Source organism: Pseudomonas sp. NBRC 111123 (assembly GCF_001320205.1).
In the GTDB taxonomy this organism is placed as follows: domain Bacteria; phylum Pseudomonadota; class Gammaproteobacteria; order Pseudomonadales; family Pseudomonadaceae; genus Aquipseudomonas; species Aquipseudomonas putida_J.
This window is the reverse complement of the sequence record NZ_BCAZ01000003.1, coordinates 175,073-194,850: the sequence shown is the minus strand read 5'-3', so window position 1 is coordinate 194,850 and position 19,778 is coordinate 175,073. Positions and strand designations below refer to the sequence as shown.

The 19,778-nt window shown below is 61.9% G+C and carries 19 protein-coding genes; 9 read left to right on the top strand and 10 right to left on the bottom strand.

Features of this window, described 5'->3' with window-relative positions:
• The first annotated feature begins 70 nt into the window (after positions 1–70).
• On the top strand, positions 71–415 hold the full coding sequence (locus APH27_RS03315; protein WP_027919421.1) for a YggL family protein: 345 nt from the start codon (positions 71–73) through the stop codon (positions 413–415).
• A gap of 38 nt (positions 416–453) precedes the next feature.
• On the opposite strand, the gene APH27_RS03310 is transcribed toward APH27_RS03315, so the two are convergent.
• From APH27_RS03310 to APH27_RS03285, 6 genes are all read right to left on the bottom strand, one after another.
• Positions 454–4,053, bottom strand: a complete 3,600-nt coding sequence (locus APH27_RS03310) for an ATP-binding protein (RefSeq protein ID WP_060483986.1) — start codon at positions 4,051–4,053, stop codon at positions 454–456.
• Positions 4,054–4,060: 7 nt separating this feature from the next.
• Entirely contained in the window at positions 4,061–4,681 is a 621-nt protein-coding gene (locus APH27_RS03305; RefSeq protein ID WP_027919423.1) for a response regulator transcription factor, read from the bottom strand.
• Positions 4,682–4,961: 280 nt separating this feature from the next.
• A complete protein-coding gene (locus tag APH27_RS03300) occupies positions 4,962–6,293 on the bottom strand; it encodes a deoxyguanosinetriphosphate triphosphohydrolase (RefSeq protein WP_060483967.1) in 1,332 nt (443 codons plus the stop codon).
• A 105-nt stretch (positions 6,294–6,398) separates the two neighbouring features.
• On the bottom strand, positions 6,399–6,728 hold the full coding sequence (locus tag APH27_RS03295) for a hypothetical protein (protein WP_027919425.1): 330 nt from the start codon (positions 6,726–6,728) through the stop codon (positions 6,399–6,401).
• The gene (locus APH27_RS03290; protein WP_060483966.1) at positions 6,725–7,099 is read right to left on the bottom strand and encodes a phage holin family protein; all 375 of its coding nucleotides are present in this window, start codon (positions 7,097–7,099) and stop codon (positions 6,725–6,727) included. Before APH27_RS03290 ends, APH27_RS03295 begins: the two co-directional genes overlap by 4 nt.
• A 9-nt stretch (positions 7,100–7,108) precedes the next feature.
• On the bottom strand, positions 7,109–7,423 hold the full coding sequence (locus APH27_RS03285) for a YqjD family protein (protein WP_060483965.1): 315 nt from the start codon (positions 7,421–7,423) through the stop codon (positions 7,109–7,111).
• Positions 7,424–7,742: 319 nt separating this feature from the next.
• Here APH27_RS03285 and APH27_RS03280 point away from each other — a divergent pair, with 319 nt between their 5' ends.
• The 5 genes from APH27_RS03280 (at position 7,743) to APH27_RS03260 (ending at position 11,120) form a co-directional block, all read left to right on the top strand.
• Positions 7,743–8,951 carry an ammonium transporter gene (locus APH27_RS03280; RefSeq protein WP_060483964.1) on the top strand — a complete coding sequence of 403 codons (1,209 nt, stop codon included), beginning with the start codon at positions 7,743–7,745 and terminating at the stop codon, positions 8,949–8,951.
• A gap of 74 nt (positions 8,952–9,025) precedes the next feature.
• Positions 9,026–9,265, top strand: a complete 240-nt coding sequence (locus APH27_RS03275; RefSeq protein ID WP_027919429.1) for a glutaredoxin family protein — start codon at positions 9,026–9,028, stop codon at positions 9,263–9,265.
• 108 nt (positions 9,266–9,373) lie between these two features.
• Positions 9,374–9,805, top strand: coding sequence for a D-Ala-D-Ala carboxypeptidase family metallohydrolase (locus APH27_RS03270; RefSeq protein WP_027919430.1), 432 nt, complete (start codon positions 9,374–9,376; stop codon positions 9,803–9,805).
• A gap of 71 nt (positions 9,806–9,876) precedes the next feature.
• Positions 9,877–10,185, top strand: a complete 309-nt coding sequence (locus APH27_RS03265; RefSeq protein ID WP_060483963.1) for a hypothetical protein — start codon at positions 9,877–9,879, stop codon at positions 10,183–10,185.
• A 50-nt stretch (positions 10,186–10,235) separates the two neighbouring features.
• Complete coding sequence (locus tag APH27_RS03260; RefSeq protein ID WP_027919432.1) at positions 10,236–11,120, top strand: pseudouridine synthase; 885 nt, start codon at positions 10,236–10,238, stop codon at positions 11,118–11,120.
• Between the two features lie 73 nt (positions 11,121–11,193).
• Here the strand turns inward: APH27_RS03260 and APH27_RS03255 are convergent, their stop codons facing one another.
• Both APH27_RS03255 and acnA read right to left on the bottom strand, forming a co-directional pair.
• On the bottom strand, positions 11,194–12,759 hold the full coding sequence (locus APH27_RS03255) for a PAS domain-containing methyl-accepting chemotaxis protein (protein WP_027919433.1): 1,566 nt from the start codon (positions 12,757–12,759) through the stop codon (positions 11,194–11,196).
• 309 nt (positions 12,760–13,068) lie between these two features.
• The gene (gene acnA, locus APH27_RS03250; protein ID WP_060483962.1) at positions 13,069–15,810 is read right to left on the bottom strand and encodes an aconitate hydratase AcnA; all 2,742 of its coding nucleotides are present in this window, start codon (positions 15,808–15,810) and stop codon (positions 13,069–13,071) included.
• A gap of 222 nt (positions 15,811–16,032) precedes the next feature.
• Here acnA and rlmM point away from each other — a divergent pair, with 222 nt between their 5' ends.
• Positions 16,033–17,100: a 23S rRNA (cytidine(2498)-2'-O)-methyltransferase RlmM gene (gene rlmM, locus APH27_RS03245; protein ID WP_060483961.1), complete on the top strand. Its 1,068-nt coding sequence runs from the start codon at positions 16,033–16,035 to the stop codon at positions 17,098–17,100.
• Positions 17,101–17,435: 335 nt separating this feature from the next.
• Here the strand turns inward: rlmM and APH27_RS26295 are convergent, their stop codons facing one another.
• Complete coding sequence (locus tag APH27_RS26295; protein WP_156335845.1) at positions 17,436–17,621, bottom strand: hypothetical protein; 186 nt, start codon at positions 17,619–17,621, stop codon at positions 17,436–17,438.
• Between the two features lie 407 nt (positions 17,622–18,028).
• Between APH27_RS26295 and tusA the strand changes: the two genes are divergently transcribed.
• A complete protein-coding gene (gene tusA / locus APH27_RS03240) occupies positions 18,029–18,271 on the top strand; it encodes a sulfurtransferase TusA (protein WP_027919534.1) in 243 nt (80 codons plus the stop codon).
• Positions 18,272–18,331: 60 nt separating this feature from the next.
• Complete coding sequence (pdxB, locus tag APH27_RS03235) at positions 18,332–19,474, top strand: 4-phosphoerythronate dehydrogenase PdxB (protein ID WP_060483960.1); 1,143 nt, start codon at positions 18,332–18,334, stop codon at positions 19,472–19,474.
• Between the two features lie 60 nt (positions 19,475–19,534).
• Here pdxB and APH27_RS26535 read toward each other — a convergent pair whose 3' ends face one another.
• The gene (locus APH27_RS26535) at positions 19,535–19,708 is read right to left on the bottom strand and encodes a PA1571 family protein (protein ID WP_177326707.1); all 174 of its coding nucleotides are present in this window, start codon (positions 19,706–19,708) and stop codon (positions 19,535–19,537) included.
• Positions 19,709–19,778: the final 70 nt, after the last annotated feature.

Genomic DNA, 19,778 nt, shown 5'->3' with positions numbered 1-19,778 from the left:
GACGGAAAAGCGCCTTTGCAGCGTGGAAACTGTTAAAGTGCCGCGCGTTATTACTCAAGAGGATTGTTTCATGGCTACCAACCGTTCCCGTCGTCTGCGCAAGAAGCTGTGCGTTGATGAATTCCAGGAGCTGGGTTTTGAACTGAACCTGGGTTTCAAGGAAGACCTGTCCGACGAAGCCATTGATGCCTTCCTCGACGCCTTCCTGGCAGAAGCCATGGATGCCAACGGCCTGGACTACGTCGGCGGCGATGATTTCGGCCTGGTCTGCCTGGCCAACCGCGGCTCGGTCAGCGAAGAGCAGCGTGCTACCGTCGAAGCCTGGCTCAAAGGCCGCAGTGAACTGACCACCATTGAAGTCAGCCCACTGCTGGACGCCTGGTATCCGGAAAAGCCGATCAACCCGGCTTCCTGATGCATGCGTGAGCGGCGCCCCGCGCGGGCGTCGCTCCGTCAAGCCCTGGTCAGTTCCCTGGCCAGCGCTTTCTCCGTTCGGCGCATATGCCGTGCCAGTACCTGCCGCTGCAGTTTGATGCAGGCTGCAGGCGAATGTTGCTCCTCCAGGGCCGCGCAGGCCTTCATCATGCCTTTTGCTTCCAGCAGCCGTGCCGCGCTGAGGATCTTGTGTGCCTGCTCGCGGATCTCAGCCGCCTGATGGACGGGATCGAGGGCCATGAGCAGCGTCAGGTCTTCTTGCAGGCTTGCGTGCACGGCAGACAGAAAGCGGTTACGGTTTTCGGGATTGTTGCCGACGATGCCGGCCAGTCCCGCAAGGTTGAACGGCGGGGCAACGACTTGCCGTAGATGGGGCGTGATTTTGGCCAGACATTGGCTGAGGGTGCGCAGGCTTATGGGCTTGAGCAGGCAATCGTCCATGCCGGCACTGAGGCACTTCTGCCTGACTTCGGGTTGAGCGTTCGCGGTGTAACCCAGAATGACGCAACGCGGGCGCCCGCTCTGGCGCTCTTCGCTACGAACGGCGGTGGCAACCTGGTAGCCGTTCATGTGCGGCATGTTGCAATCGAGCACCAGTACGTCGAACGGCGTGCGGCGCCATTTTTCCAGGCCCTCGCGACCATCGCTGGCGCTGGCATGGTTGAGCCCAAGGTAGCCCAGTTGCTGTGCCATCAGCATCAGGTTGGCAGGGTGATCGTCGATGACCAGCACGTTCAGGTCTTGAGCAGGTACTTCGACTTCTTCCACCTCCAATGCGGGTGGCACCGGGGTATCCACAAGCTCCAGCGGCATCAGCAGGCGAACCTGCGTGCCAAAGCCCGGAAGGCTCTTCATGCTCAGGTGGCCACCCATCATCTCGCACAGGCTGCGGCAGATAGCCAGGCCGAGCCCAGTGCCCGCACGGGCACCTTGGCTATGTGGATTGGCCTGGACAAACGGGTTGAACAGCCGCTGCAAATCATCGTCATGAATGCCGATGCCACTGTCACGCACTTCTAACTCCAGCGTTGGCGCTACGCCTGGGCCTTCGTCGCGCAAGCCAAGCGTGACGTGGATCTGGCCTTGCTCGGTAAACTTGATGGCATTGCTGACAAGGTTGGACAAGATCTGCTTGAAGCGCAGTGGGTCGAGCAAGCCATGGACGCGGGCGCTGGGTTCGATGCTGACTTGCAGGGCCAGGCCCTTCTGGCGGGCCTGGCCATCGAAAACGCGGCCAACCGACTCGACCAGTGCCGAGGGGTCGACTGCTTCCGGGCTCAGAGACAAGTGGCCAGACTCGATGCGCACGATATCCAGGATGTCGCCGATCAGGCCAAGCAAGTCCTTGGCCGAGTGGTGGGCGACTTCCAGCGAGGTAGGGTCTGCCTGCCCCTGCAGGGCGCGCCTCAGGGCCAGTTCGAGCATGCCGATGACCGCATTCATCGGCGTGCGGATCTCGTGGCTGATAGTGGCCAGGAAGGTGCTCTTGGCGCGGTTGGCGTCATCGGCCAGGCGCTTGGCCTCGCGCAGTTCCTGCACCAGCTTGCGGCGATCGCTGATATCGATCCAGCCGCCAATGATCCCTTGCACTTCACCCAGCGAATCACGATAGGGCAGGATCCAGTGGTAGATGGTGATTTCCCTTTCCTTGAGGCGCAAAGGTCGGTCGATGATCAGTGGTACGCCAGCAGCCATTACCTGCTGGTAGTCGGCCTGAATCTGACGTAAGTGCTCGGCGCCGGTGAACGGGGTTTCGTCCAGGCGCCTGCCAATCACATCTTCCAGGCGGGCCTGGACAGCTTCCAGGTAGCTGGCGTTACAACTTTGCAGGCGGCCTTCCCGGTCGCGCACGTACATCGGGTGCGGGGTGCCGTTAAGTAGCGCGCCCATGAACTCCAGCTGATCGTTAAGCGCGCGTTCGGCGCGTTGACGATGCTTGATCTGCCCGCGCAGGCGGGCGTTCCAGATCAATGCCAGCAACAGCAACAGGCCGGTGCCCACCAGCACTTGCAGGATAAGGCGGCGCCAGGCTGGCCAGCTTGCATCCTCATGAACGTCGTAGCCGCGCCAACGATTGTTGATGACACCCAGCTCTTCCGGCGAAATGCTCAGCAGGGCCTTGTCGAGGATCGTGGCAAGCGGCATGTCCTGTTCGCTGGTGGCCATGGCGAAAATGGCCGGCTCGCTGCCCACCGTGTTGCGAATGATCAGGTCGGTATTGCCGGCCAGGGCGTGGTTGGCGTCGATCAAGGGGATGATCACGGCGTCGACGGCGCCACTGTTGAGCAGCGCCACGGAATAATAGGAGCTCTCCGTCTCGATCCAGCCAACCTGTGGGAAACGGGTTGCCAGCAGGTCATCCAGGTTGCTGTAGCGGGAGATGGCAATGCGACGCCCATTGAGTTGTTCCAGCGAGCCGTACTTTTCATCACGTGCGCGGGTGACCAGCACATGCGGGCTTTCAAGGTAAGGCCGGCTCATGTGCAGGCTTTTGTCGGTGATACCGTCGCTGGCAATCGCCGCAATCATGTTCACGCGCCCGCTCTCCAGCCGCGCAAGCATGTCGGCGATGCCATTGGCCCGCTGCACCTCGAAGCGCAGGCCGGTACGCAGGCGTATCAGGTCCAACAGGTCGGCGGTTATACCGCGAAAATGGCCACTGCCATCGAAATAGGACAGTGGCGCTGCCGTTTCGTCGATGGCGACCCGCATCACCGGGTGGTTGAGCAGCCACTGTTCCTCCTCGGCTGTCAGCTGGAGTTTGCGATCGCTCAGCAGCAGGTCGCCGCCTGCACTCCAGCGCTTGAATATGCTGGTCCGCAAGGCGTTGGACTGGCGGTCCAGCGTTGCATTGACCAGCGTCTTGAGCTGAACGTCCTGAGTGCGCATGGCAAAACTGAAGCCGACATGCTCGTGCTGGCCGAAACTGGCCATGCGCAGGCGTGGCAGGTGCCCGCGAGTAAGCTGGTAGTGTGTGGAAATAGTGTCGCCGATGAACACGTCCGTCTGGCCAAATGCCACAGCGTTGAGGGCTTGAGTGGAAGAGCCGAATGCCAGCAATTCGGCCTTCGGGTAAGCGGCGTTGACCTTTTCCTCAGGCAGGTAGTGATACAGCATGCCCAGGCGCATGCCAGCAAGGTCTCCATTGAGTGGCAGCCCTTCATCTTCCCGTGTGACCAGCACGGGTTGGTCGATGGCATAGGGGTGAGAAAGCGTAAGTCCCTCGGTTGCCGCTTCGTAACCGTTGGCGCTGCCGAGCAGGTCAATGTCCCCCCGTTTGAGCGCCTCGACCGCCGCTTTCCTGTGTGGGTAGCGCATGACCTGGACCGGCAGGTTCAATGCCTTGCCGATCAGATTGGCGTATTCGGCGGTGAGCCCTTGGTAGACCTGGCCGCCGCCAGTGATGTCGAAGGGCGGGTAATCGGGCGCCGAGGTGCCCAGGATCAGGGTGCTTTTCCCTTGCAGCCATTGACGCTGTTGTTCCGTCAAGCGCGGGCTCAGCGGTTGGTTCGAAGAGCGGGCCAGCAGCGTATAGGGCACGACTTCATGGGATGAGGCCTGCGCCAGGTCGCAGGCCAGCGCCAGGATGAACCCCAGGCAGGCGATCAATTGCACCATCAGCACCTCAGACCAGCGCGTTGCGTTTGGCCATTTCGATCAGGTCGACCAGGGAGTTGGCATGCAGTTTCTGCATGAGTCGCTTCTTGTAGGTACTGACCGTCTTGTTGCTGAGGAACATGCCCTTGGCTATTTCCTGATTGCTGCGACCTTGGGCAAAAAGTTGCAGAACCATCAGTTCTCGATCATTAACCAGTCGGAAAAGTCGCAAATCGGAGTCCGCTGTTTCGTGGTTAGTGTGAATGGCTTGGCTGGGGAAATAGTTGTATCCGGCGATTACAGCCTTGATCGCGCTGAGCAGTTCATTAAGATCTTCCTGTTTGCACACATAACCCGCTGCACCTGAGTGCATGCAGCGAACGGCGAACAGCGCCGGAGATTGCGCGGTGAGGATTAGCACTTTCAGCGGCAGGGCCATGGCCTGGAAGCGCGACAGTACCTCCAGGCCGTCTAGCCTGGGGATGCTTATGTCCAGAATCACCAGGTCAGGCTGGGTTTCACGAATCATCTGCATGGCATCCACGCCGTTGTCAGATTCGCCCACAACCTTGTAATTCTGGTTTTCAAGCAGCATGCGGACAGCAAGGCGAATGACAGGATGGTCATCGACAATAAATACAGTATTCATGTTCAAGTTCCCTGCGGCGGATGACGGAGGCAGGTGGCACCTTACCCCAGTTGCAAGTCATCGGGGATGCGCGGCATGGAGATTCGCAATATATGGGAAACGGCTTACAGCCGAGTACATATTGAGCTACGAAGTGTAAGAATTTACATCGTTGTCAACGGTGTTTGGGCAAATTGCCGGCTGCCTGTTTAGTGGGTGTTTAAAAGGTGGCAGCGCTTGTAGGAAGTTTCTGATGGCAATCAGCGTCGCTCGGTAGCGCACCGGGCGACGCTGCTTTTTTTCAGGTTGGGCTTGAGCGCCCGGTCATTTCCCGAGCCATCTCGCTGGCATAGCTGTCGGTCATGCCGGCGATGAAGTCGATCATGCGCAGGAATGCCTTGTGCAGAGAGTCGTGCGGGTGGGGAGCGTTGTTACCGATCAGGTCGAGCACGCGGCGGCTCTTGAACGAGGGGCTACGCCCGCCGTGCTGTTCCAGGGCGGCACCGCAAAACGTATTGAGGAGAATTTCCAGCGTGGTGTAGGCGCCGATCTCATGCAGCGTCTTGCGTTTGTCCTGGAAAATCTTTTTACGCGCCATGTCCTTGGCTTGCAGTACGCAGCGCTTGGCCGGGCCGTGCATGTGCTCGACCAAGTCGCCGCTCAGGCGCCCGGCCAGCAGTGCCTGCTGCTGCTCGACGAAGGCTTGGGCAGCGGCGTTGGTCAGGTGCTCGATGGCCTTGCCACGCAGAATGGCCAGTTTGCGTCTGCGCGAGTCGTCAGGGCCAAGCTGGCGATAGGTTTCCGGCAAGTCGTCACCCACCAGGTCGAGCAACAGCGCCTCGACTTCGGCGTAGTGCAGCAACTCCATCTCCAGGCCGTCTTCCAGGTCGATCAGGGCGTAGCAGATGTCATCTGCTGCCTCCATCAGGTAGACCAGCGGGTGGCGTGCCCAGCGCTGTTCTTCGAGCTGCGGCAGGCCGAGCTTGCGTGCGATCTGCTCAAGCAGCGGCAGTTCGCTCTGGTAGCAGCCGAACTTGTGCTTCTTGTAGCCCAGGGCGTCTGCATGCCGGGAGGTCCAAGGATATTTGAGGTAGGTACCAAGGGTGGCGTACGTGAGCCGGGTGCCGCCATCGAACTGGTGATACTCGAGCTGAGTAAGTACGCGGAAGCCTTGGGCGTTGCCTTCGAAGTTGAGGAAGTCGGCGCGCTCGTCGTCGCTCATGTCGTCCAGCCAGCCGCGCCCGGCGGCCTGCTGGAACCAATGGCGAATGGCATCTTCACCGGAGTGGCCAAACGGGGGGTTGCCAATGTCGTGAGCCAGGCAGGCCGACTGCACGATCATGCCCAGATCGCTGGGTTCGCACCAGTCGGGCAGGCTGCTGCGCAGTGTTTCGCCGACACGCATGCCCAGTGAGCGGCCAACGCAGCTGACCTCCAGGGAATGGGTCAGGCGCGTGTGGATGTGGTCGTTGCTGGAAACGGGATGGACCTGAGTCTTGCGACCGAGGCGGCGAAAGGCCCCTGAGAAGATGATCCGGTCATGGTCTTTGTGGAAAGGGCTGCGGCCCAGTTCTTCGGCGCTGTAGAGGGCTTTGCCGAGGCGTTCGCGGGTGAGCAGGGTGTGCCAGTCCAAGGCGCGGTCTCCTGTCGATCGAAGGGTATAGCTTCCTGTGTCGTGAGCAGGCGTGCAAGGGGCAGAGCAAGACCGGCCCTGTGGGATCAGGGCCGGCCAGGGCACTCATGGGCGCCGGTTACCTTGCAGGAACAGGCGTACCAGCGGCAGCAGGCTGGTTCCCAGCCGAACCAGGCGGCTCAGGTTGCCGCTGCGCACCCCTTTGCCGGTCAGAAAGCCCAGCGCCACGACGGCGCCGATTCCCCACAACGGTGCGTGCTTGAAGCCCAATCCGTCATGCAGCGAGCTGCCCATACCGCGCAGGCGCTGCAGAGGTTGCAGCATTTGCCCGGACTCATGGCGGATTTGCTGGCGGTGCATTTCCATGCGCAGGCGCAACAGCGCCTTGCGCAATTCCCGCGGGTTACGGGTGTTCGGTAGTTCAGGCAGGCTCATGGCAACAGGCGCTCCCGATCCTTGGCCAGTTCTTCGAGGGTCGAACCAAACGGTGAAGACTCATCGAACACTGCAGCTTTCAGGCGCAGGCCGCAATACAATGCCGCCAAGCCATAGAAGACGCAAAGGCCGATGATGCCCGCCAGCCTATAGCTGTCCCACAGCAATACCAGCAGCAAGCCGGACAAGGCCGTGAGCAGCAGCAACGCGAACACCAATGCCAGCCCTGCAAACAGCAACAGGCTCAGGGTGCGGGCTTTTTGTTCCTGCAGTTCGATACCGAACAGTTCGATGTGGCTGTGCAGCAGCCCTAGCAGCGCCGCGCCCAGGCGTCTGCCCGAGGCGCTGCTGTCTATGCTGTCATTCTCCATGGGGGCTCCTCAGCGCCGATTGGCCAGCAGGCCGATCAACAAGCCGACGCCTGCTGCGATACCAATGGCCTGCCAAGGGTTTTCCTGGACGTACTGCTCGGCGCTGCCGAGGGCTGCCTGGCCGTGCTCGCGCATCGAGTCCTGGGTCAACTGCAGGGTTTCGCGGGCCTGGGTCAGGCGGTCGTGAATCTGCTCGCGTAACTCGTCGGCCTGATCGCCAGCCAGGTTGGCGGTATCGGCCAGCAATTTTTCGGTATCGCGGACCAATGCCTGGAAGTCAGCCATCAATATCTCTTGTGCATTCTTTGCCGATTTGCTGGCCATGGGGCTCTCCCTGTGTAGGTGTGCAGGTATGTAGGTCATTCGAGTAACCGCGTGCGTGGAAGGTTCACTGGCGGCGCTGGTATGGGCCTTGCTACTGAAATTTGCCACAACGCGGGGCGTCACCCGGAGCGGTGCGCCGAAGCAGGGCGTCGCCCCCGGCGGATACCGATAAACCTTAACCTAATCCACGACAAACCCAAGAAAAAACCACGCAGGCTGCGCCCGCTTCGGCACACGAGGGCAAAAGCTGGCACCGATTCGGTGCAGGGATGCAGGTTCTTGAACTGTCCTGGTGCTTTTTTGCAGGTCTGCCACTTCAATGGAAAACATGCACAGCGCGATGGACTCTCTGGTCCACGGCTCCAACACCCTGTTCATTCTCATGGGCGCCATTCTGGTGCTTGCCATGCACGCCGGCTTCGCTTTTCTCGAAGTGGGCACCGTGCGCCACAAGAATCAGGTCAACGCGTTGTCGAAGATCCTCAGCGATTTCGCCGTCTCCGCGCTGGTGTACTTCTTTGTCGGCTACTGGATCGCCTATGGCGTGAACTTCCTGCAACCTGCATCGCAACTGGCTGCCGACCACGGCTATGCGCTGGTCAAATGCTTCTTCCTGCTGACTTTCGCGGCGGCGATTCCCGCGATCATTTCCGGCGGTATCGCCGAGCGTGCGCGGTTCGCGCCGCAGCTGTGCGCGACGGCGTTGATCGTGGCGTTCATCTACCCGTTCTTCGAGGGCGTGGTGTGGAATGGCAATTTTGGCCTGCAGACCTGGTTGCAGGCCCGCTTCGGTGCGCCGTTCCATGATTTTGCAGGCTCCGTGGTGGTGCATGCCATGGGCGGCTGGCTGGCGCTGGCGGCAGTGCTGCTGCTGGGGGCGCGGCGCGGGCGTTATCGCGACGGCCGTCTGGTGGCCTTCGCGCCGTCGAGCATTCCGTTCCTGGCGCTGGGCTCGTGGATCCTGATCATCGGTTGGTTCGGCTTCAACGTGATGAGTGCCCAGACACTGCAAGGGGTCAGCGGCCTGGTGGCGATCAACTCGCTGATGGCCATGGTCGGCGGCACCCTGGCGGCGTTGCTCGCCGGGCGCAACGACCCGGGCTTCCTGCACAACGGGCCGCTGGCCGGCCTGGTGGCGATCTGTGCCGGCTCTGACCTCATGCACCCCATTGGTGCGCTGGCTACGGGCCTGGTTGCGGGGGTGCTGTTCGTCTGGAGTTTCACGGCCGCGCAGAACCGCTGGAAGGTCGACGATGTGCTCGGGGTCTGGCCTCTGCACGGCTTGTGCGGCCTGTGGGGGGGAATTGCCTGCGGCGTGTTTGGCCAGGTGGCACTGGGGGGGATGGGTGGTGTAAGCCTGATCAGCCAGCTGCTGGGCAGCCTCGCGGGAGTACTGGTCGCGTTGATCGGTGGTTTTGCCGTTTACGGCCTGATTCGCCAACTGCATGGCCTGCGTTTGAGCCATGAGCAGGAATTCCAGGGCGCAGACCTGTCGCTGCACCGGATCGGTGCCACCAGCCAGGATTGAGCGAGGTCAGGTGCACAGAGGCCAGGACGGACCTAGAATAGGCTTCTTCCCACAGCCAAATCGAGCCTTGCCCCATGCTGCCTGAATGCCAACTCTTCGGCACCGTTGGGTGCCACTTGTGCGAAGTGGCCGAAGCCGTGCTCATGCCCTTTGTCGATCACGGCTTGCTGATCGAACTGGTCGACATCGCCGATGACGAGGCGCTCTTCGAACGCTACGGGTTGATCATTCCTGTGCTGCGACGTGGTGATACTTCGGCCGAGCTGCATTGGCCATTCGATGCCGAACAGGTGGTGGCGTTCCTTGCCCAGTGACGTGTAGAGGGAATCCTCACCCTCCTGCATGCCCCGGGCGGTGCAAGCGATGATGATGAGCCGATGAAGCGTCATCGGTCCAATTGCATTGTCATCGAGATACTCACCATGTACATCACGCCACACTTTACCCTGGCCGAAATGACCGCTTCGCAAACTGCCGCGAGAGAAGGGTTGGACAACACCCCTTCGCTTGCGGTGATGAGTAATCTGCGCTTGCTTTGCCTGGCGCTCGAGCAAGTGCGAGCGCTGTTTGACAGTCCCATCATCGTCAGCAGCGGATACCGTAGCTCGGCGGTGAATACGCGCATTGGCGGGGCGAGCAACAGCCAGCATGTCAGGGGCCTTGCTGCTGATTTCACCGTTGTGGATATAGACAGCCGTGAAGTGGTTCGGCGGGTGAGCGAAAGTGCCGTGGCGTTCGACCAGTTGATCCTGGAGTTCGACAGCTGGGTTCACCTTTCGGTATCGGTGGCCGTTCCGCGCCGTGAGGTGCTGACCATTCGCAAGGGTACGGGCTATCTGCCTGGCTTGCAGTGACGTTGGGTTTGATTGACGGCGCTGTGTCACTCTCCGTATGCTGTATATAAATACAGTATCGAGGTTAACCCATGCTCAACGTCGAGCAACTCAAGTACAGCGTCAACCGTATGCCGGTGGAGCGGGTGTACGACGCCGTATTGGAATTGCGCCTCGAGGGCCTGGTCACCGATGACCGCACGCCATTCGGCAAGGTGCATTTCAATACCTGTTTTGCAGAGATCGAGGCCTTGTTGCAGCGCGCCGGCTACCACCGGGGGCTGGATGTGGTGGGTTATCAGGGGCTGGTCTACGCGCTTTATGACCCCGGGCGTTGGGAGGCCGTGCAGGTGCTGCGCTGGCTGAAGGCACACAGTGAAGGGCAGGTCGAGGCTGGTTGAGGCGCCAGGCTTGAGGGATAATGTGCGGCTTTGAATGCTCGAGCCTTGCCATGACCACGCCTTTCGACCCTGCCCACCAGCAAGCCAGCACGGTCTGCCTGCCGCCCGGCAACTGGGCCACGGTGCTCGATTGCCTGTGCGACCATTTCAAGGCCATCGGGCGCGCGCAGTGGCTAGACCGCTTCGCTCGAGGCCGGGTGCTCGATGCTGAGGGCAGGGCGATTGCCGCTGACTTGCCCTACCGTCGCGGCATGCGCCTGCACTACTTTCGCGAGGTGCCCAACGAGCGGCCAATTCCGGTCGAGGAAACCATCCTGCATGTGGATGAGCACCTGGTGGTGGCCGACAAGCCGCACTTTCTGCCAGTCACACCTACCGGTGAATACGTCGAGCACACCCTGCTGCGCCGCCTGATCCGGCGCCTGGATAACCCTCATCTGGTGCCGTTGCACCGAATCGACCGGCACACGGCCGGGCTGGTGCTGTTTTCCGCCAATCCACAGACGCGCAGCGCCTATCAGCGGTTGTTCCCGGAGCGTCGTATCGACAAGCGCTATCAAGCCATCGCTGCCGCCATGCCGCAGCATGCATTCCCTTTGGTGCACAAAAGCCGCCTGGTGCATGGCGAACCGTTCTTTCGCATGCAGGAAATAGCAGGGGAGGCCAACAGCGAGACGCTTGCCGAAGTGCTGGAGAAGAATGGCGAGTTCTGGCGCTATGGACTGTCGCCGGTAACGGGGAAGACCCATCAGTTGCGTGTGCACATGGCGGCGTTGGGGGCGGGGATCTGCAATGACCCGTTCTACCCGCAGTTGCTCAAGGAGGAAGACGACTATCAGCGGCCGTTGAAGCTGCTGGCGCAGAGCTTGCGCTTTGCCGATCCGTTGACCGGCGAGCAACGCTACTTCGAGAGCCAGCTGGCGCTGGACTGGTAAGGCACCTGCGCACAGGGCTGTGTAGGAGCGCCCCGGCAAGGCCGCTCCTACAGATACCCCGTAGGCACGGGTCTTAGCGGTTGAACCGCTCCACCAGCGAATACTGGCTGCCGGCAGTGGTGGTCAGCTCTTCGCTGAGCTGCGCCGAGTGCTGCGCCTGCTCGGCCGTCTGATCGGCCAGTTCGGCGATGGTGCTGATATTGCGGCTGATCTCGTCGGCCACCGCGGTCTGCTCTTCGGTTGCGGCGGCAATCTGGGTCGCCATGTCGGTGATGTTGGCCACTGCCTCACTGATCCCGACCAGCGCCTGGTCGGCCTGCATCACACGGTCCACGCCTTCCTGGGCCTGGCGGTGGCCGGTTTCCATGGTCAGCACGGCATTGTTGGCCGTCTGTTGCAGTTTGGCGATCAGGCCGTGGATCTGCCCGGTCGATTCGGCGGTGCGTTGGGCCAGCTGGCGTACCTCGTCGGCGACCACGGCAAAACCACGGCCCATCTCGCCGGCACGGGCCGCTTCGATGGCAGCGTTGAGCGCCAGCAGGTTGGTCTGGTCGGCGATGCCCTTGATCACATCGACCACACCACCGATTTCGTCGCTGTCCTTGGCCAGCTGGGTCACGGTCTGGCCGGTTTCGCCCACGGCTGTCGACAGGCGCTCGATGGCATCGCGGGTTTCACCCGCGATCTGCCGGCCCTGGCTGGTCAGGCGGTTGGCTTCCTGGGTCGCATCAGCGGTGCGTTGCACGTGGTTGGCTACTTCCTGGGTGGTGGCAGCCATCTGGTTGACGGCGGCGGCGACTTGTTCGGTCTCCACGCGTTGCCGCTCCAGGCCAGAGGAACTCTTGTGCGCCAGGGCATCGGACTGACGTGCCTGGTCGCTGAGGTGCTCGGCGCTGTCCTGCAGGCGGGTCAGGCAGGTCTTCATGCGCGCGTCCTGGCTGAGCATGGCCATCTCCAGGCGTGCCTGCACGCCACGGCTGTCGGTGTACATCTGCGCGATCAGCGGGTCGGAGGTGGCCTGTTCGGCCAGGCGCAGCAGGCGTTTCAGGCCGCGTTGTTGCCAGCTCAGGCCGAGCAGGCCGAGCGGGACGGACAGGCCGGCGGCCAGCGCGAAACCCCAGGAGTGGCCGAGCCAGTTGCCAATCAGGAAACCGACTTGGCTGACCAGGATGAACGGCAGCCAGTCCTGCAGCACCGGCAACCAGCGATCACGCTGCGGGATGGCGGTCTTGCCGCCATTGATGCGCTGGTACAGGGCTTCGGCGCGTCGGATCTGCTCGGCGGTAGGTTTGACCCGCACCGACTCGAAACCGACGACCTGGTTGTTCTCGAAAATCGGTGTGACGTAGGCATTCACCCAGTAGTGGTCGCCGGATTTGCAGCGGTTCTTGACGATGCCCATCCACGGCAAGCCCTGCTTGAGGGTTTGCCACATGTGGGCAAACACCGCAGGCGGCACGTCGGGGTGGCGGACCAGGTTGTGGGGTGCGCCAATCAGCTCTTCGCGGGTGAAACCGCTGATCTCGACGAATGCATCGTTGCAGTAGGTGATCACACCTTTGGCATTGGTGGTGGAGATCAACCGTTGTTGGGCAGGGAAAGTCCGTTCCCTCTGGGTAATCGGCTGGTTGTTACGCATGAGCTGAAATCGTCCGCAAGGCTTTCGACAGATATCGGCAAGCCACTGGTTTTATTGAATGGATATTTAATTTACTTGATCTGGGGCAATTGGCCAGTACTGCGGATGCAGTAAAGGCAGCCGAGCTTCAGTGCTGAGAAGGCTGCCTGATTGCCCACGTTCATGACTACTTGGTGACAGTTCGGGCCAATGATGACTGAGCGGCCACTAAAGTGCTACTGGCAAATGGCAGACTTTTCTTGTGGTAATGCGCATCGAACGCCGCAGGCGCGGCGCTCGATGCAACAGGCGCAGAACGTGCCGAGGTGGTCAGTTGCGAATCATCTGCCGCAGCACATAGTGCAGAATCCCGCCTGATTTGAAGTATTCCACTTCGTTGAGCGTATCGATCCGGCACAGCACCTCGATCTGCTGCTGTTGCCCGTCCTCGCGGGTGATGCGCAGCGTCAGGTTCATGCCCGGTTTGATCTGCGCGCCACCGAGCCCCAGCAGGTCGATCTGTTCCTTGCCGGTCAGCCCCAGTTGCTTGCGATCCTGCCCGGCCTTGAACTGCAGCGGCAGCACGCCCATGCCCACCAGGTTGGAGCGGTGGATGCGTTCGAAACTTTCTGCCAGCACCGCCTTGACCCCCAGCAGGTTGGTGCCTTTGGCCGCCCAGTCGCGGCTGGAGCCGGTGCCATACTCCTGGCCGGCGACCACCACCAACGGCGTACCTTCGGCCTGATAGCGCATGGCGGCGTCATAGATCGACAGCTTTTCGCCCGTGGGCACGTAAAGCGTATTACCGCCTTCCTCGCCGCCCAGCATCTCGTTGCGGATGCGGATATTGGCGAAGGTGCCGCGCATCATCACCTCGTGGTTGCCGCGCCGCGAACCGTAAGAGTTGAAGTCCCGTGGTTCCACGCCCTTGCTGCGCAAGTAGCGCCCGGCCGGGCTGTCGGCCTTGATGTTGCCGGCCGGGGAGATGTGGTCGGTGGTCACCGAGTCGCCAAGCAGGGCGAGGATGCGTGCACCCTGGATGTCCTTGATCTCGGGCAGCGGCCCGCCGATGTCATCGAAGAACGGTGGGTGCTGAATGTAGGTGGAATCGTCCTGCCAAACATAGGTTGCCGCCTGGGGTACCTCGATGGCCTGCCATTGCGCATCGCCGGCGAAGACTTCGGCGTATTCCTTGTGGAACATGGCGGTGTCGACTTTGGCGACGGCTTCGGCAATCTCCTGCTGGGTGGGCCAGATGTCGCGCAGGTACACCGGTTGGCCGTCCTTGCCAGTGCCCAGTGCATCTTTGGTCAGGTCCACACGCACGCTGCCGGCCAGGGCGTAGGCTACCACCAGCGGTGGCGAGGCCAGCCAGTTGGTCTTGACCAGCGGGTGCACGCGGCCTTCGAAGTTGCGGTTGCCCGAAAGCACCGAGGCGACGGTGAGGTCGGCGTTGCTGATGGCTTTTTCAACGGCTTCATCCAGTGGACCGGAGTTGCCGATGCAGGTGGTGCAGCCGTAGCCGACGAGGTCGAAGCCGAGCTGATCGAGGTAGGGGGTAAGCCCGGCGGCGTTGTAGTAGTCGGTGACCACCTTGGAGCCGGGTGCCAGCGAGCTCTTGACCCACGGCTTGCGCTGCAGGCCTTTTTCCACAGCCTTCTTCGCCACCAGGCCGGCCGCCATCATCACGCTGGGGTTGGACGTGTTGGTGCAGGAGGTGATTGCGGCGATCACCACGGCGCCATGGCGCAAGGTATGTGTCTGGCCGCCGTGGCTGTAGTCGATCTCGCCAGCCTGGTCGGCATTGCCCACCGCCACGCCGCCACCGCCTTCGCTTTCCAGACGGCCGACTTCCTTGGCCAGCACCTTGGGCTGCTGTTCGATGAAGTGGTTGAATGCCTGGCTGACCTGGCCCAGCGCAACTCTGTCCTGGGGCCGCTTGGGCCCGGCCAGGCTGGCTTCGACCTCGGCCATGTCCAGCGCGAGGGTGTCGCTGAACAACGGTTCCTGACCCGGTAGGCGCCACAGCCCTTGGGCCTTGCAGTACTGTTCGACCAATTGCACCGCTTCACTTGGGCGGCCGGACAGGCGCAGGTACTCGAGGGTGACCTCGTCGACCGGGAAGAAGCCACAGGTGGCGCCATACTCCGGTGCCATGTTGGCGATGGTTGCACGGTCGGCCAACGGCAGGTCGGCCAGGCCGTCGCCGTAGAATTCGACGAATTTGCCCACCACGCCTTTCTTGCGCAGCATTTGCGTGACGGTCAGCACCAGGTCGGTGGCGGTGATCCCTTCGCGCAGCTTGCCGGTGAGCTTGAAGCCGATCACTTCCGGGATCAGCATCGACACCGGCTGGCCGAGCATGGCCGCTTCTGCCTCGATGCCACCCACGCCCCAGCCGAGCACGCCAAGGCCGTTGATCATGGTGGTGTGCGAGTCGGTGCCAACCAGGGTGTCGGGGAAGGCGTAGGTGCGGCCGTCTGCTTCGCGGGTCCATACCGTGCGCCCGAGGTACTCCAGGTTGACCTGGTGGCAGATGCCGGTGCCCGGCGGCACCACGCGGAAGTTGTCGAATGCGCTCTGGCCCCAGCGCAAGAATGCGTAGCGCTCGCCATTGCGCTGCATCTCGATGTCGACGTTCTGGGTGAAGGCCTGCGGCGTGGCGTAACGGTCGACCATCACCGAGTGGTCGATCACCAAGTCAACCGGCGACAGTGGGTTGATTCGCTGCGGGTCGCCGCCGGCTTTGGCCATGGCCGCGCGCATTGCCGCGAGGTCGACCACTGCTGGCACGCCAGTGAAATCCTGCATCAATACGCGCGCCGGGCGATACTGGATCTCGCGGTCGGAGCGGCGTTCCTGCAGCCAGCTGGCGAGGGCGCGCAGGTCATCGGTACCGACGGTCTCGCCGTCTTCCCAGCGCAGCAGGTTTTCCAGCAGTACCTTGAGCGACATGGGCAGGCGCTGCAGGTCGCCGAGCTGCTGGCCGGCTTCGGCAAGGCTGTAGTAATGATAGGTGCGGTCAGCCACCTGGAGAGTCTTGAGGGTGTTCAGGCTATCGAGCGAGGGCATTGCCAACTCCTTTTGCGGCGGGGCCCGGCATTGCTGGTTGAGGCCGGTGCCACCGCGCTGTTTCGGTCCGCACGGCACGGACCTGGCTGAATGGTCAGGTTAGCTCCGTTTGGTGCCCCTGACTCTTTTCTGGACCGACGGGGCATGTCGCAGGTTCCGAACTTCCTTTATCATCGCCGCCCTGCCGGCGCCCGTGGTGCGCCCGCCGTAGTGGAGTGAGAGATGAATACCCTGTTCATGCATTGCCGGCCCGGTTTCGAGGGTGAGGTCTGCGCCGAGATCAGCGAACATGCCGCCCAGCTGGGTGTGGCCGGTTATGCCAAGGGCAAGCCGCAGAGCGCTTGTGCCGAGTTCGTCTGTGCCGAGGCCGAAGGGGCCGAGCGCCTGATGGCCCAGCTGCGCTTCGCGCAACTGATCTTCCCGCGCCAGTGGGCCCGTGGCACGTATATCGAGCTGCCAGAGTCCGACCGCATCAGCGTGCTGTTGGCGCATCTGGCAGAGCTGGGGAGAGGCTTCGGCAGCCTGTGGCTGGAAGTGCTGGACAGCAACGATGGCAAGGAACTGTCGACCTTCTGCCGCAAGTTCGAAGTGCCGCTGCGCAAGGCTCTGGAAAAGGCTGGCCGCCTGGTCGAAAACCCGAGCCTGCCGCGCCTGTTGCTGACCTTCATCAGTGGCCGCCGGGTATTCGTCGGCGTGGCCGAGGCAAACAACAGTGCGTTGTGGCCGATGGGCATCCCGCGCCTGAAGTTTCCGCGTGAGGCGCCCAGTCGCTCGACGCTCAAGCTGGAGGAGGCCTGGCACCAGTTCATTCCGCGTGAGCAGTGGGAGCAGCGCCTAGGCGACGACATGACCGGAGTAGACCTGGGGGCTTCGCCGGGTGGCTGGACGTATCAGCTGGTACGCCGTGGCATGTTGGTTACTGCCATCGACAATGGGCCGATGGCCGAAAGCCTGATGGATACCGGGCTGGTGCAACACCTGATGGCCGATGGGTTCACCTGGCAGCCGAAGCAGCCGGTTGACTGGATGGTCTGCGATATCGTCGAGAAACCGGCACGTACCACTGCGTTGATCGAGACGTGGCTGGGTGAGGGGTTGTGCCGTGAGGCGGTGGTCAACCTGAAGTTGCCGATGAAGCAGCGCTATGCCGAGGTGCGCCGGTTGCTGGACCGCATGGAGGCGACGTTCAAGGCGCGTAAGGTCAAGGTGTCGATTGCTTGCAAGCAGCTGTATCACGACCGTGAGGAAGTGACTTGCCATCTGCGAAGGCTGGACATCAAGCCGCGCTGAATTTCGCTCGCTCTCGCTCTTGCTCTTGCTCTTGCTCTGCTTTTGCCTTTGCTCTGCTTTTGCTTCTAAGCGCGCGATCGTTCAGGCGACGCAGAGTGCGACTTCAGGAGGCCGAACGCAGGCGTCTGGAGGGCCAGGGTGCGTAGCACCCCTTCGGCGTAGCCGAAGGCGCGAGATGTAGACTTGCGCAGCAAGTCGTAGGCCGCGCGGGCCCGGAAGGCGCCGGAGTGAGGGGACCCCGGAGCGTAGCGCAGGGGCCGGATGATGGGAGCGGGGGTTTTTGCCTACTTTTTGCCCAGTCAAAAAGTAGGTCGCCGTAAAGGCGAAAAGGTGATTCAGCGCCACCCTGGCGACTGCAGGTAGACCTGATTTGAAAGCCCACTTCCAAAAGCCAAAAGCCAAAAGCCAAAAGCCAAAAGCCAAAAGCCAAAAGCCAAAAGCCAAAAGCCAAAAGCCAAAAGCCAAAAGCCAAAAGCCAAAAGCTCGACTGCGATGGTTTTGACAGCTTCAAGAACATTCATTTGCGATGGCGACGCACAGTCACCTTTCCGCCCTTACGGCGGGTTACTTTTTGACTGGGCAAAAAGTAACCAAAAACCCCGGCTCCCATCATCCGGCCCCTGCGCTGCGCTCCGGGGTCCCCTCACTCCGGCGCCCTCCGGGCCCGCGCGGCCTACGACTTGCTACGCAAGTCTACATCTCGCGCCTTCGGCTGCGCCGAAGGGGTGCTGCGCACCCTGGCCCTCCAGACGCCTGCGTTCGGCCTCCTGAAGTCGCACTCTGCGGCGCCTGAGCTATCGCGCGCTTAGAAGCAAAAGCCAAAGCAAAAGCCAAAGCAGTGCCAGGGGGCTCAGATTTGGCACTCATGAATGGCTATTGGTCCTCGCTGCGCGATGCGCCACAATAGCGATCATTTGCGGAGCCCCCCATGACTGATTTCACCCCCGATGCCATCCTCGACGCCACCGGCCTGAACTGCCCGGAACCGGTGATGATGCTGCACCAGCACGTGCGTAACCTGGCCGCCGGCGGCCTGCTCAAGGTCATAGCCACCGACCCGTCGACCCGTCGTGACATCCCCAAGTTCTGCAATTTCCTCGGCCACGAATTGCTGCAGCAGCAGGAAGAGGCCGGCACCTACCTGTACTGGATCCGCAAGAAAGCCGATTGAACCGCGCTGGAACACACCTCGCGTAGCGCCTACACTGCGTTCCCCAGACAGGAGAGCGCCATGCTGATAGTTGCCGACGAGAATATCCCGCTGCTCGATGCCTTCTTCGAAGGCTTCGGCGAGATCCGCCGTTATCCCGGCCGCAGCCTCGACGCCGCCAGCGTCAAAGACGCCGATGTGCTGCTGGTGCGCTCGGTGACCAAGGTCGACCGGCAACTGCTCGAAGGCAGCACGGTGCGCTTCGTCGGCACCTGCACCATCGGCACCGACCACCTGGACCTGGGCTACTTCGCCGAAGCAGGTATCCACTGGAGCAGCGCGCCGGGCTGCAACGCTCGTGGAGTGGTCGACTATGTGCTGGGCAGCCTGCTGACCCTGGCAGAACTGGACGGCGTCGCGCTGCCTCAACGCACCTACGGTGTGGTGGGCGCCGGCGAAGTCGGTGGCCGCTTGGTGCGTGTACTGCACGGCCTGGGCTGGAGGGTGCTGGTCTGCGACCCACTGCGCCAGGCAACCGAGGGCGGCGACTTTGTCAGCCTGACGACGATACTTGAACAGTGCGACGTGATAAGCCTGCACACCCCGCTGCAACGCGGCGGCGAGCATCCGACCTGGCACCTGCTGGGCGAAGCACAACTGGCGCAGCTGCGCCCGGGTGCCTGGCTGATCAACGCCAGCCGCGGGCCGGTGGTGGACAACGTGGCACTGCGCGAGCTGCTGCTGGATCGCGAAGACGTGCACGCGGTGCTCGATGTGTGGGAAGGCGAGCCGCAGGTCGACCTGCAACTGGCAGACTTGTGCACCTTGGCCACGCCGCATATTGCCGGCTACAGCCTGGATGGCCGCCAGCGCGGCACGGCGCAGATATATCAGGCCTTGTGTCGCTTCCTGGTTGAAGCCGAAAAGGTGCAACTGGCCGACCTGCTGCCAGCACCGCCGCTGGCGCAAATCGAGTTCGATGGCACCGCGGAACCTGCCTGGGCCCTGGCGACGTTGTGCCGGGCGGTGTATGACCCACGGCGTGACGATGCCGAATTCCGTCGCAGCCTGAGTGACAATGTGGCCGAGCAGCGGGCAGCGTTCGACCAGTTGCGCAAGCAGTATCCACCGCGGCGGGAGATCGAGGGGTTGGCGGTGCGAGTGAAGGGAGAGGCACCACAGTTGGCGCAAATGGTCAGTGCCCTGGGCGGCGTTCTGGCCTGATGCCAGTGCAGGCTGAAATAAAAAACCCGGCATAAGGCCGGGTTTCAAAGCATTCGTGCTTCAGCCTTGGCGTAACTTCTTCACGCGGCTGTCTTCCAGGTCCTTGCAGGCCTTCTGGATCATCTGCTCGGTAATTTCGATCTCGCGGCCCTGGGCGTCGATGATCGAACCACAGGCCTTGGGCTGTGGTTTGTTCTGCGTTTTCACGGTGTCGCTGCCATGTTGCAAGCTCATTGCATCTCTCCTCATCAGGTTCCGGCTCAGGTTAAACCTGTGCCATGACTGGCCTGTTACAACAGTTTAC

Excerpts from the sequence above, each read along its gene's own strand:
- APH27_RS03315 (WP_027919421.1), top strand. The coding sequence starts at position 71 with ATGGCTACCAACCGTTCCCGTCGTCTGCGCAAGAAGCTGTGCGTTGAT.
- APH27_RS03310 (WP_060483986.1), bottom strand. The coding sequence starts at position 4,053 with ATGGTGCAATTGATCGCCTGCCTGGGGTTCATCCTGGCGCTGGCCTGC.
- APH27_RS03305 (WP_027919423.1), bottom strand. The coding sequence starts at position 4,681 with ATGAATACTGTATTTATTGTCGATGACCATCCTGTCATTCGCCTTGCT.
- APH27_RS03295 (WP_027919425.1), bottom strand. The coding sequence starts at position 6,728 with ATGAGCCTGCCTGAACTACCGAACACCCGTAACCCGCGGGAATTGCGC.
- APH27_RS03290 (WP_060483966.1), bottom strand. The coding sequence starts at position 7,099 with ATGGAGAATGACAGCATAGACAGCAGCGCCTCGGGCAGACGCCTGGGC.
- APH27_RS03285 (WP_060483965.1), bottom strand. The coding sequence starts at position 7,423 with ATGGCCAGCAAATCGGCAAAGAATGCACAAGAGATATTGATGGCTGAC.
- APH27_RS03280 (WP_060483964.1), top strand. The coding sequence starts at position 7,743 with ATGGAAAACATGCACAGCGCGATGGACTCTCTGGTCCACGGCTCCAAC.
- APH27_RS03275 (WP_027919429.1), top strand. The coding sequence starts at position 9,026 with ATGCTGCCTGAATGCCAACTCTTCGGCACCGTTGGGTGCCACTTGTGC.
- APH27_RS03270 (WP_027919430.1), top strand. The coding sequence starts at position 9,374 with ATGTACATCACGCCACACTTTACCCTGGCCGAAATGACCGCTTCGCAA.
- APH27_RS03265 (WP_060483963.1), top strand. The coding sequence starts at position 9,877 with ATGCTCAACGTCGAGCAACTCAAGTACAGCGTCAACCGTATGCCGGTG.
- APH27_RS03260 (WP_027919432.1), top strand. The coding sequence starts at position 10,236 with ATGACCACGCCTTTCGACCCTGCCCACCAGCAAGCCAGCACGGTCTGC.
- APH27_RS03255 (WP_027919433.1), bottom strand. The coding sequence starts at position 12,759 with ATGCGTAACAACCAGCCGATTACCCAGAGGGAACGGACTTTCCCTGCC.
- acnA (WP_060483962.1), bottom strand. The coding sequence starts at position 15,810 with ATGCCCTCGCTCGATAGCCTGAACACCCTCAAGACTCTCCAGGTGGCT.
- rlmM (WP_060483961.1), top strand. The coding sequence starts at position 16,033 with ATGAATACCCTGTTCATGCATTGCCGGCCCGGTTTCGAGGGTGAGGTC.
- APH27_RS26295 (WP_156335845.1), bottom strand. The coding sequence starts at position 17,621 with ATGAATGTTCTTGAAGCTGTCAAAACCATCGCAGTCGAGCTTTTGGCT.
- tusA (WP_027919534.1), top strand. The coding sequence starts at position 18,029 with ATGACTGATTTCACCCCCGATGCCATCCTCGACGCCACCGGCCTGAAC.
- pdxB (WP_060483960.1), top strand. The coding sequence starts at position 18,332 with ATGCTGATAGTTGCCGACGAGAATATCCCGCTGCTCGATGCCTTCTTC.
- APH27_RS26535 (WP_177326707.1), bottom strand. The coding sequence starts at position 19,708 with ATGAGCTTGCAACATGGCAGCGACACCGTGAAAACGCAGAACAAACCA.